The 11,621-nt window shown below is 71.4% G+C and carries 12 protein-coding genes and 2 pseudogenes; all 14 read left to right on the top strand.

What is annotated here, in order from left to right; translation table 11 throughout:
- A pseudogene (locus tag ACFWOG_RS16080) lies at positions 1-189 on the top strand (proteasome ATPase); the annotation flags it as partial.
- Between the two features lie 222 nt (positions 190-411).
- Positions 412-1,923, top strand: coding sequence for a depupylase/deamidase Dop (dop, locus tag ACFWOG_RS16075; RefSeq protein ID WP_329949752.1), 1,512 nt, complete (start codon positions 412-414; stop codon positions 1,921-1,923).
- A 173-nt stretch (positions 1,924-2,096) separates the two neighbouring features.
- Positions 2,097-2,315, top strand: coding sequence for a ubiquitin-like protein Pup (locus ACFWOG_RS16070; RefSeq protein WP_329874959.1), 219 nt, complete (start codon positions 2,097-2,099; stop codon positions 2,313-2,315).
- 144 nt (positions 2,316-2,459) lie between these two features.
- A pseudogene (locus ACFWOG_RS16065) lies at positions 2,460-2,537 on the top strand (recombination endonuclease VII); the annotation flags it as partial.
- Positions 2,534-3,328 (top strand): proteasome subunit beta, encoded by a 795-nt coding sequence (prcB, locus tag ACFWOG_RS16060; RefSeq protein WP_329875040.1) that lies wholly within the window; start codon positions 2,534-2,536, stop codon positions 3,326-3,328. The pseudogene ACFWOG_RS16065 and the gene prcB, both read left to right, overlap by 4 nt.
- Positions 3,329-3,363: 35 nt before the next feature.
- Complete coding sequence (gene prcA, locus ACFWOG_RS16055; protein ID WP_329874961.1) at positions 3,364-4,131, top strand: proteasome subunit alpha; 768 nt, start codon at positions 3,364-3,366, stop codon at positions 4,129-4,131.
- Positions 4,132-4,254: 123 nt separating this feature from the next.
- Positions 4,255-5,616, top strand: coding sequence for a Pup--protein ligase (gene pafA / locus ACFWOG_RS16050; RefSeq protein ID WP_329874963.1), 1,362 nt, complete (start codon positions 4,255-4,257; stop codon positions 5,614-5,616).
- 168 nt (positions 5,617-5,784) lie between these two features.
- Positions 5,785-6,774, top strand: a complete 990-nt coding sequence (locus ACFWOG_RS16045) for an FKBP-type peptidyl-prolyl cis-trans isomerase (protein ID WP_329874965.1) — start codon at positions 5,785-5,787, stop codon at positions 6,772-6,774.
- Positions 6,775-6,993: 219 nt separating this feature from the next.
- Entirely contained in the window at positions 6,994-8,307 is a 1,314-nt protein-coding gene (locus ACFWOG_RS16040; protein ID WP_329874967.1) for an FKBP-type peptidyl-prolyl cis-trans isomerase, read from the top strand.
- Positions 8,308-8,454: 147 nt separating this feature from the next.
- Positions 8,455-8,835, top strand: a complete 381-nt coding sequence (locus ACFWOG_RS16035; protein WP_329874968.1) for an FKBP-type peptidyl-prolyl cis-trans isomerase — start codon at positions 8,455-8,457, stop codon at positions 8,833-8,835.
- 169 nt (positions 8,836-9,004) lie between these two features.
- Positions 9,005-9,985, top strand: coding sequence for a WYL domain-containing protein (locus tag ACFWOG_RS16030; RefSeq protein ID WP_329949753.1), 981 nt, complete (start codon positions 9,005-9,007; stop codon positions 9,983-9,985).
- Positions 9,982-10,938, top strand: coding sequence for a WYL domain-containing protein (locus ACFWOG_RS16025; protein ID WP_329949754.1), 957 nt, complete (start codon positions 9,982-9,984; stop codon positions 10,936-10,938). Before ACFWOG_RS16030 ends, ACFWOG_RS16025 begins: the two co-directional genes overlap by 4 nt.
- A gap of 3 nt (positions 10,939-10,941) precedes the next feature.
- Positions 10,942-11,175: a hypothetical protein gene (locus ACFWOG_RS16020; protein ID WP_329874972.1), complete on the top strand. Its 234-nt coding sequence runs from the start codon at positions 10,942-10,944 to the stop codon at positions 11,173-11,175.
- Between the two features lie 63 nt (positions 11,176-11,238).
- The gene (locus ACFWOG_RS16015; protein ID WP_329874975.1) at positions 11,239-11,418 is read left to right on the top strand and encodes a hypothetical protein; all 180 of its coding nucleotides are present in this window, start codon (positions 11,239-11,241) and stop codon (positions 11,416-11,418) included.
- The last annotated feature ends 203 nt before the right edge of the window (positions 11,419-11,621 follow it).

Here is an 11,621-nt window from a genome sequence, read left to right as displayed (position 1 = left end):
AACGCCTGCGTGGACGAGTTCAAGGAGAACGAGGACCTGCCGAACACCACCAACCCGGACGACTGGGCCCGGATCTCCGGCAAGAAGGGCGAGCGTATCGTCTTCATCCGGACCCTGGTCACCGGGAAGCAGGGTGCCGAGTCCGGCCGCTCGATCGACACTGTCGCCAACACCGGGCAGTACCTGTAACCGATCCGGTCCGGACCGTCGGCGGTCCCGGAACCCGCGCCCCGTCCGGCTGTGGTGCCTCGTGGCCCCGCAGCCGGACGGCGCGTCTCGGGGCCCGCCGGTCGGTGCCGCGTTCTAGGCTCGACCCACCGTTCGCAGGCAGACGGCCGGCGCCGGTGTTGCACAGCGGTACGTCAGCGTGTTCCGCCCGTCGGGGGCGGTACACCGGGCAAGGAGGGCCGCATGACCGTACGGCGCGTGATGGGCATCGAGACCGAGTACGGGATCTCCGTGCCGGGGCACCCCAACGCCAACGCCATGCTCACCTCGTCCCAGATCGTCAACGCGTACGCGGCGGCGATGCACCGGGCACGGCGGGCCCGCTGGGACTTCGAGGAGGAGAATCCGCTGCGCGACGCCAGGGGCTTCGACCTCGCACGGGACGTCGCGGACGCCAGCCAGCTGACCGACGAGGACATCGGCCTCGCCAACATCATCCTCACCAACGGCGCGCGGTTCTACGTGGACCACGCGCACCCCGAGTTCAGCTCGCCCGAGGTGACCAACCCGCGCGACGCCGTGCTCTGGGACAAGGCCGGCGAGCGGATCATGGCAGCCGCCGCACAGCGCGCCCTGGAACTGCCCAACGGGCAGAACATCCACCTGTACAAGAACAACACCGACAACAAGGGCGCCTCCTACGGCACCCACGAGAACTACCTGATGAAGCGGGCGACGCCGTTCGCCGACATCGTCCGCCACCTCACCCCGTTCTTCGTCTCCCGCCAGGTGGTCACCGGCGCCGGCCGGGTGGGGATCGGGCAGGACGGCTCGGCCAACGGCTTCCAGATCAGTCAGCGGGCCGACTACTTCGAGGTCGAGGTCGGCCTGGAGACCACCCTCAAGCGCCCGATCATCAACACCCGCGACGAGCCGCACGCCGATGCCGAGAAGTACCGCCGGCTGCACGTGATCATCGGGGACGCCAACCTCTCCGAGATCTCCACCTACCTCAAGCTCGGCACCACCTCCCTGGTCCTGGCGATGATCGAGGACGCCTTCATCGCCTCCGACCTGGCCGTCGACCAGCCGGTCCGCACCCTGCACCGGGTCTCCCACGACCCCACGCTCAAACACCTGATCACGCTGCGCAGCGGGCGCCGGCTCACCGCCGTCCAGCTCCAGCTGGAGTACTTCGAGCTGGCCCGCAAGTACGTCGAGGACCGTTTCGGCACCGACGCCGACGAGCAGACCGTGGACGTGCTGGCGCGCTGGGAGGACGTGCTGGGGAGGCTGGAGCGCGATCCGATGTCGCTCTCCCGCCAGCTGGACTGGATCGCCAAGCGGGAGATCCTGGAGGGCTACCGCAGCCGGGACGCCCTGGAGTGGGACAGTCCGCGGCTCCAGCTGGTCGACCTCCAGTACAGCGACGTGCGCCCCGAGAAGGGCCTCTACAACCGTCTGGTGGCCCGCGGGCGGTTCGACCGGCTGGTCACCGAGGACGAGGTCACGCGGGCCGTCACCAAGCCGCCGGAGGACACCCGGGCGTACTTCCGCGGGCGGTGCCTCGACCAGTACGCGGAGCACGTCGCGGCCGCCTCCTGGGACTCGGTGATCTTCGACCTGCCGGGGCGGGACTCGCTCCAGCGGGTTCCCACCCTGGAGCCGCTGCGCGGCACCCGGAACCACGTCAAGGAGCTGCTGGACCGCTGCCGCACCGCGGAGGACCTGCTCCGGGTGCTCTCCGGCGGGTAGTTTTCCGATCACCACGGGTGAACTCCCGGCGAATGGGAATCATCCGGGGTGGCAGCGGGTGTTGGACAGGATGCGCCCCGGCAAACCGGAAGCGGGTAGTCGCACCTTGTGTATAGGGTCGGTGCAGCAAGCAACGACCAAACCGTGCCAGACGATCGAGCGGGGTGAGGGAAATGGCGAGCAAGGACACCGACGGCGGCCAGCAGCGGGCGAACCGCTCCTCCGAGGAGGTCGAGGAGCAGGCCGCGGAAACGCAGAATTCCGACGAGCTCAAGGAACGCCAGGAAAAGCTGAGCGACGACGTCGACGCCGTTCTGGACGAAATCGACGAGGTCCTGGAGTCGAACGCCGAGGATTTCGTGCGGCAGTTCGTGCAAAAGGGCGGGCAGTAAGCCCGGCACCCCTCCGCGGGTATTCCGGAATTTCGCGGTTGCGACCGAGAACGGCGGGCGGGCGGCGTGAGCCGTCCGTCCGCCCCGGTCCGGCCCTCCGCCGCACTGGACAGTGATCGTCCGGCGGGTAGGGTGCGGGCAGCGCGCGCTTCAAGCTACCTGGAAGGAATCGTGTGGAAGCCAACACTCGTGGCACCGGGCGTCTACCGGCTGCCTTCCTGACCCCGGGGTCCTCGTCGTTCCTCGACTTCCTCGCCGACCACCAGCCGGAGCTGATCCCGGGCCGGCGCGGCCTGCCCGAAGGCATCGTCCAGGCCCCGCACGGGACGACCATCGTCGCGGCGGTGTTCGACGGCGGCGTGGTCCTCGCGGGTGACCGCCGGGCCACCATGGGCAACGTGATCGCCCAGCGGGACATCGAGAAGGTCTTCCCGGCCGACGAGTACAGCGCGGTCGGCATCGCCGGCACCGCCGGCCTCGCGGTGGAGATGGTCCGGCTGTTCCAGCTGGAGCTGGAGCACTACGAGAAGATCGAGGGCACCGTGCTCTCGCTGGAGGGCAAGGCCAACCGGCTCACCACCATGATCCGGGGCAACCTGGGCATGGCGATGCAGGGTCTGGCCGTCGTCCCGCTCTTCGCCGGCTACGACCTCGACCTCGGCCGCGGCCGGATCTTCAACTACGACGTCACCGGCGGCCGCTCCGAGGAGCGCGGCTTCGCCGCCACCGGTTCCGGCTCGGTCTTCGCCCGCGGTTCGCTGAAGAAGCTCTACCGCGACGACCTCACGGCCGAGCAGGCCTCCACCGCCGTCGTCCAGGCCCTGTACGACGCGGCCGACGACGACTCCGCCACCGGCGGCCCGGACCTCGCCCGCAGGATCTTCCCGATCGTGTCGCTGATCACCGAGGACGGCTTCCGCCGGCTCACCGACGCCGAGGTCTCCGACATCGTCGTCTCCATCACCGACCACCGCCTGGGCCGCCCCAACGGCCCGCAGGCCCCGCTGCTCTAGCCGCGCCACACCTACCAAGGAAGGGACGACCGCCGGTGTCGACACCGTTCTACGTCTCGCCCCAGCAGGCCATGGCGGACCGCGCCGAGTACGCCCGCAAGGGCATCGCGCGCGGTCGCAGCGTGGTCGTGCTCACCTACGCCGACGGCATCGTCTTCGTCGCCGAGAACACCTCCCGGGCGCTCCACAAGGTCTCCGAGATCTACGACAAGATCGCCTTCGCCGCGGTCGGCCGCTACAACGAGTTCGAGAACCTGCGCATCGGCGGCGTCCGCTACGCCGACCTGCGCGGCTACTCCTACGACCGGGCCGACGTCACCGCGCGGGGTCTGGCCAACGTCTACGCCCAGACGCTCGGCACCATCTTCTCCTCGGTCGGCGAGAAGCCCTACGAGGTGGAGCTCATCGTGGCCGAGGTCGGCCGCACCACCGACGAGGACCAGATCTACCGGCTCACCCCGGACGGCTCGGTCGTCGACGAGCAGAACTACGTGGTGGTCGGCGGCAACGCCGACTCCATCGGCAACTACCTGGGCCAGCGCCACCGCACCGGGCTCTCGCTCACCGACGCGGTGAAGGTGGCCGTGGACTCGCTCGCCCGCGACCCCAACGGCGGCAGCCCGCGCACCCTCACCCCCGAGCAGCTGGAGGTGGCGGTGCTGGACCGCCAGCGCTTCCAGCAGCGCAAGTTCAAGCGGATCCTGGGCGGCCAGCTCGCCCGGCTCCTCGACGGCGACGAGTCCGCCGAGACCGACGACGAGGAGAAGCCGGCGGCCACCCCGCCGGCCGCCTCCGACCAGTAGTGCCTGCGGGGTCCCCGCGGCGGCCGGCGAACGACCGGCGCAGGGACCCCGGTGCCCCTGCGGCGGCCCGGACGGCGCCGCGGAGGCGGTTTCGGACAGCTCCCATCAGAGAATGGATGGCCCATGGACCGCCGAATTTTCGGGCTGGAGAACGAGTACGGCGTCACCTGTACGTTCCGCGGGCAGCGCAGGCTGTCCCCGGACGAGGTGGCCCGGTACCTCTTCCGCCGCGTAGTCTCCTGGGGCCGCAGCAGCAACGTGTTCCTGCGCAACGGTGCCCGCCTCTACCTCGACGTCGGATCCCACCCCGAGTACGCCACCCCCGAGTGCGACGACGTCGTCGAGCTGGTGACGCACGACAAGGCGGGCGAGCGCATCCTCGAAGGACTCCTGGTCGACGCCGAGCGGCGGCTGCACGAGGAGGGCATCGCGGGGGACGTCTACCTCTTCAAGAACAACACCGACTCGGCGGGCAACTCCTACGGCTGCCACGAGAACTACCTGGTGGCCCGGCACGGCGAGTTCTCCCGGCTGGCCGACGTGCTGATCCCGTTCCTGGTGACCCGGCAGCTGATCTGCGGCGCCGGCAAGGTGCTGCAGACCCCGCGCGGCGCGGTCTACTGCGTCAGCCAGCGGGCCGAGCACATCTGGGAGGGCGTCAGCTCGGCGACCACCCGCTCCCGTCCGATCATCAACACCCGCGACGAGCCGCACGCCGACGCCGAGCGGTACCGGCGCCTGCACGTCATCGTGGGCGACTCCAACATGTCCGAGACCACCACCCTGCTCAAGGTCGGCTCCACCGACCTGGTGCTCCGGCTGATCGAGGCCGGCGTGGTGATGCGCGACCTCACCCTGGAGAACCCGATCCGGGCGATCCGCGAGGTCAGCCACGACCTCACCGGGACCCACCAGGTCCGGCTGGCCAACGGCCGGGAGGCCAGCGCGCTGGACATCCAGGAGGAGTACTACACGAAGGCGCTGGAGTTCGCCGACCGCAAGGGCATCAACACCGGCACCATCGCGCGCGTCCTGGAGCTGTGGGGCCGCACCCTGGAGGCCGTGAAGACCGAGCGGCTGGACGACGTGGCCACCGAGATCGACTGGATCATGAAGTACAAGCTCATCGAGCGCTACCGCGAGAAGCACCAGATGAGCATGAGCAACCCGCGGGTCGCCCAGATCGACCTCGCCTACCACGACATCCACCGCCGGCGGGGCCTGTTCTACCTGCTCCAGGCCAAGAACCAGGCGCTCCGGGTGACCACCGACCTCAAGACCTTCGAGGCCAAGTCGATCCCGCCGCAGACCACCCGGGCCCGGCTGCGCGGGGACTTCATCCGCCGGGCGCAGGAGCAGCGCCGCGACTTCACCGTCGACTGGGTGCACCTGAAGCTGAACGACCAGGCGCAGCGGACGGTGCTGTGCAAGGACCCGTTCCGGTCGGTCGACGAGCGGGTGGAGAAGCTCATCGCGGGGATGTGAGCGCGGGGCGGCGAGGTGAACGGGGGCGCCGCCGGGGTGCGGCGTCCCCCGCCGGTGTGATCTTTGCGGCGCCCGGGCCCGGTGGTGTCTACCGGGGCCGGGCACCGTCGGGGAATACGCTGTCCGTCGAGTCCGGAGAGCCGACTTTGACCGACAGTTAGGAACACCGTGCGCCGCACCGCCGGGTTGCTTCTCACCCTGCCCCTGTTGCTGGCGGTGGCCTGCAGCAGCTCCACCCGACCCGCCAGCCCGGCCACGCCCACGGCGTCGCCCAGCGTCGCCCCCACCGTGCCGACCCCGGTGAACGAGGCTTCGCCGATGCCGACGCTGTCCGGCGGCGGGTTCGGGAGCAAGGCCACCATCACCCTCCCCGAGGGCCAGCCGAGCGGCCAGTTCGTGGTGAACACCGTCAGCGAGGGCGACCGGTCGACGGTCAACAAGGGCGACTGGGTCACGGTCAACTACACCGCGAAGGACTGGTCGTCCGGCAAGGACCTGCCCAGCTCGTACGACGCGGGCGGCAAGCCGCAGCTCTACCAGGCCGGCAGCGGGCAGCTGGTGCCCGCCTTCGACCAGAGCGTGATCGGCAAGAAGGTCGGCAGCCGGCTGCTCGTGGTGGCCCCGCCGGCCGCCGCCTTCGGCACCCAGGGCAGCACCCAGCTCGGGGTGGGACCGGGGGACACCGTGGTCTTCGTACTGGACATCATGGAGAGCCTGCCGCCGGACGCCACGCTCTCCGGCACCATGACGCCGCCGCCGGCGACCATGCCGCAGGTCAAGGACAACGGCAAGGCCGCGGTGACGATCACCGTGCCGCCGGGGCAGGCCCCGCCGACCGAGCTCCAGCAGGCGGTGCTGATCAAGGGCGAGGGCAAGCAGGTGAAGGAGGGACAGACCCTGGTGGTGCAGTACACCGGGGTGCTGTGGAGCAACGGCCAGCAGTTCGACTCCTCCTGGAGCCACGGGGGTGCCCAGGCGCTGCAGATCGGCACCGGCAGTGTGATCGAGGGCTGGGACAAGGGCCTGGTGGGCCAGACCGTCGGCAGCCGGGTCGAACTGGTGGTGCCGCCGGCCCTGGGCTACAAGGACCAGGCGCAGGGCGCGGTGCCGCCGAACTCGACGCTGGTCTTCGTGATCGACATCCTGGAGGCCGTGTAGCCTCCGCCGCGGCCTGGGAAAGGCCGCGGCGATTCCGTACGCTTGGGCGGGCGCTCGCACAGGGAAGCGCCCGCCCTCATCCTGACCTGTCATACTGCCCTCGCACTGTGGTAGGCGCCGCCGGCGTCCGGGGTCCGGGCGCGCAGTGCGACAGCACTCCGGCGCCCACCACGCCGGCCGTAGACCTCGAAGACCTCGTGGCGAGATGGATGGGGAGTCATGTCTGAGAAAGCGTCGAGCCCGGGCGGAGCCGGCACCGCGAACGGAAACTCCGCCGGTGACCCGGCAGACTCGCGGCCCGGCGGCCCGCTTCCGGGCGACGGCGAGTCGATCGTCGTACCGCCGTCGATCCTGAAGCAGCAGGCCGGCTGGGCCCAGCCCGGCGATGCCCCGCGGCCGACGGGCGCGACGAAGACCGACGAGACCCCGCAGATCTTCGCGTCGACCGTGCGCCGCCAGGACACCTCCGAGGCCGGGTACGACGAGAACCCGGGGAACGTCGGCAAGCTGGGCGTGATCCTCGGCACCGTGCTGTCCGTGCTGCTGATCGGCAGCGCCGTGACGCTGTACCTGGTGAACAAGGACGACGACTCGTCGGACAGCGCCGCCGCCAAGCCGGACGCCGCCAAGAGCGCCCCGGCCACGCCGACCGCCGACCCGGTCCCGCCGATCAAGGACACCGCCAAGGTGCTGCCGACGGTCACCGGCGATTTCGGCAAGAAGGCCACCATCGAGGTGCCCGCCGACCAGTCGGACGGCAACTTCGTGGTCAAGGTCCTCACCGAGGGCACCGGCCCCAAGGTCGAGAAGAACTCCTGGACCTCGGTCGACTACACCGGCAAGGACTGGAACACCGGCAAGGACATCCCCTCCTCGTACGACGAGAAGGGCAAGCCGCAGATCTTCCAGGCCGGCACCGACGCGCTGATCCCGGCGCTCGACCAGGCCGTGGTCGGCAAGAAGGCCGGCAGCCGGCTGCTGGTGGTGGCCCCGCCGGCCGCCGCCTTCGGGGCGCAGGGCAACCCGAGCATGTCGATCGGGGCGAAGGACAACCTGATCTTCGTCATCGACATCCGCAACAGCAACGCCCCGGACGCCGTGGTCAGCGGCACCGTGACCCCGCCGCCCGCGGACTTCCCGCAGGTCAAGGACAACGGCAAGAAGCCGGCCGACATCACGCCGGTGGCCGGCGCGGCCGACCCGACCGAGCTGAAGTCCCACGTCCTGATCAAGGGCGAGGGCCGCAAGGTCGAGAAGGGCGAGAAGATCCTCGTCCAGTACACCGGCGCGCTGTTCAAGGACGGCAAGGTCTTCGACTCCTCGCTCAGCAAGGGCCAGGCGTTCTCCTTCCCGCTCGGCGGCGGCCAGGTCATCGCCGGTTGGGACCAGGGCCTGGAGGGCCAGACCATCGGCAGCCGCGTCGAGCTGGTCATCCCGGCGTCGCTCGGCTACAAGGACCAGGCCCAGGGCGACATCCCGGCCAACTCCACGCTGGTCTTCGTCGTCGACATTCTCGACGCCGGTCAGGGCTGATCCACTTTCGGGTGACAATGGTGTGCGTGTGACCTTCGGGCCGGGCCGCGTGGCCCGTGCCCGGACGGGCGGCGGGCGCCCGTACCGTGGTCCGGGAACGGACCGGGGGTGCGGGCGCCCGCCGCTTGGTCATGGACCGAACCAACCGTGAGAAGAGGCACAGTGAGCAAGCCTGAGATCGACTTCCCGGTCGGCGACCCGCCGGCCGAGCTCAAGATCCGCGACATCGTCGTCGGCACCGGCGAGGAGGCCAAGCCCGGCCAGGTCGTCGAGGTCCACTACGTCGGCGTGACCTTCGCGACCGGCGAGGAGTTCGACGCCAGCTGGAACCGCGGCTCGACGTTCAAGTTCCCGCTCGGTGGCGGCCGCGTCATCAAGGGCTGGGACCAGGGCGTCGCCGGCATGAAGGTCGGCGGCCGTCGCGAGCTGGTCATCCCGCCGCACCTGGGCTACGGCAACCAGTCGCCGACCCCGGCCATTCCGGCGGGCTCGACCCTGATCTTCGTGGTCGACCTGATCGGCGTCTGAAACCGGTCGTGACGCAGGGCCGCACCCCGGGAACGGGGTGCGGCCCCACGCGTTTCCGGACTCGGCTTTTGCACTGCGTACCGCTACCGGTACGGTCGGTCCCGCCGGGTCCCACGACGGCCCGGCGGGCACACCCCGCGCGCGGCGCGGCACACCGGAAGGGTCAGCGATGGCGATCGCCAAGGCAGAGCGGCTGATGAATCTCGCCCTGTGCCTGATGAACACCAGACGTCCGCTCTCCAAGAAGGAGCTGCGGGAATCCATCGAGGCGTATCGCGAGGCCTGGCAGAACAGCAGCGAGGAAGCCTTCAACCGGATGTTCGAGCGGGACAAGGACGACCTGCGCGAGCTCGGACTGGTCATCGACGTCGACGAGAACGCCCTCGACGGCGAGCTCGGCTACCTCGCCCGCGCCGACCGCAACCGGCTGCCGGAGATCGCCCTCGACGCCGAGGAGGCCGCCGCGCTCACCCTCGCGGCACGCGTCTGGCAGCAGGCCAAGATGTCCGGCGCCGCCAGCGGCGCGCTGCAGAAGCTCCGCGCGGCCGGCGTCCCGTTCACCGAGACCGAGGGCCGGCCGGCCCTGGAGCCGCGGATCCCGGCCCGGGAGGCCGCGTTCGAGCCGCTGCTCACCGCCGCCCGCGACCGCCGCCCGGTCACCTTCGAGTACCGCAAGGCCGGGGCCGCCGCCGCCGAGCAGCGCAGCGTCGAGCCGTGGGCCCTGGAGTGCTGGCGCGGCCACTGGTACCTGGCGGGCTGGGACCGCGACCGCGAGGACGCCCGGGTCTTCCGGCTCAGCCGGATCACCGGCAAGATCCGCGCCCGCTCCGGCGCCTTCCTGGGCACCGTGCCCGAGCACGTGGACGTCCGGGCCACCGTCGCCAAGTTCGCCGGCGAAGGGGCCACCGCCACGGCCGTGGTGAGGATCCGCCGCGGCGCCGGGTTCCCGCTGCGCACCAAGGCGCTCTCCACCCGGCGGTCCGACGAGGGCTGGGACGAGCTGGAGATCCCGTACGGCAACGGGCTCGGCGCCGACCTGGCGGAGTTCGGGCCGGACGTCCTGGTGGTCGGGCCGGAGGAGCTGCGGGCCGACGTGATCGACCGGCTGCGCGCGGTGGCCGGCACTGTGGTGGAGGGTGTGCGGGCATGAGCAACGCGATCGACCAGACCCGGCGGATGCTCTCGCTGGTCACCTACCTGCGCGAGCGCCCCGGCGCGGAGGTGGCCGAGGTCGCCCGTGCGTTCGGCATCACCGAGCGCGAGCTGATCGGCGACCTCAACGTGCTCCCGATGTGCGGCACCAGCTTCCGCGGCGGCGACCTGCTCGACATCGACACCGACGGCGAGCGGATCTGGTGGCACAACGTCGACGACGTCGCGCAGCCGCTGCGGCTGGCCGCCGACGAGGCGACCGCCCTGCTGGTCGCCGCCCGCGCGGTGGCCGGGCTGCCCGGCCTGCGGGCCGGTGACCGGGAGGCGCTCACCCGGGCCGTCGCCAAGATCGAGAACGCGGCGGGGGAGAACGCCGAGGGCAGCGCCCGGGTCGGCGTCACCTTCGAGGCCGAGAGCCACGTCTTCGCCGACATCGACCGCGCGCTCAGCGAGGGCCGACGGCTCTGGCTGCGCTACTACTCGCACGGGCGCGGTGGCATGACCGAGCGCGAGGTCGACCCGATCCGGCTGCTCACCGAGGGCCACACCTACCTGGAGGCCTGGTGCCGGACCTCCGAGGACCACCGGATGTTCCGGCTCGACCGGGTCGCCGAGATCCGGGTGCTGGACGTCCCCGCCGATCCGCCCAAGCGGGAGCCGCGCGACCTCTCCGGGGGGCTGGTCAACCCCTCGGCCGACGACCCCGAGGTGGTGGTCGAGGTGTCCTCCGGCGGTCGCTGGGTCGCCGAGTACTACACCCACGACCGGGCCGAGGAGCTGCCCGACGGCGGGCTGCGGATCACCCTGCGCAGCGCCGACCCCTCGCAGCTGCGCCCGCTGGCGCTGCGGCTGGGCCGGGACGGGCGGATCGTCTCCCCGCCGGAGCTCGCCGGGCAGGCACGGGCGGCGGCGCTGGAGGCCTTGGCCCACTACGGGGAGGGGCTGGTCTGAGCCGTGGAGCCCGCCGGTACCAGATTCAAGGTCTACTGCTCGGAGTGCCGGGAGAAGGTCGAGCTGCCCGCCGAGCAGTTCCGCCTCACGTTCGGCCGGACCCCGGCCCAGGCGCACTACAGCTTCGGCTGCCCGCTCTGCGGGGCGGCCGTGCGCAAGCCCGCGGGGGAGAAGATCGTCGCGGCGCTGACCGTGGCCGGGGTGCGCACCATGCGGCTGATGCCGGCCGAGGGCTGAGCGGGCGGCGGGGCGGGGCCGAGCGGGGGAGGCGCGGCCCGCGGCGGCGGATAGGGTGGGGCCATGTCCTGGATGCTCGTCGCCGCCGTCCTCGTCGCCACCGCCGGCCTGCTGGTGCTCGGCGTCCTCGCGGTCCGGCTCTGGCTGGACGTGCGGGCGCTGGCCGAGGGAGTGGACACCGCCTCCCGGGCGCTCGCCGAGGCGGCCGGCGACCTCGCGGCCTCGGCGCCGGGACGTTCCTGACCCCGCGCCGTCGCGGATCGGCCCCGGCGCCCTCCCGGCGGCGGTGCCGGCTCCCGTCCGGTCCGTCCGTCCGGTCCATCCGCTCCGCGCCGCGCCGTCCGGTCCCGCCCGCGGTCGTCCGACCTCTTCCGGACCGGGCCGACCTGCCGGGATCGGCGGTCGGGGGTGCCGGGGGGCTGCTGTACGGGGGTACCGGCGCGTTA

The sequence above is a fragment of the Kitasatospora sp. NPDC058406 genome, from assembly GCF_042722765.1.
Taxonomy (GTDB): Bacteria; Actinomycetota; Actinomycetes; order Streptomycetales; family Streptomycetaceae; genus Kitasatospora.
This window is presented reverse-complemented; position numbering and strand designations above follow the sequence as displayed.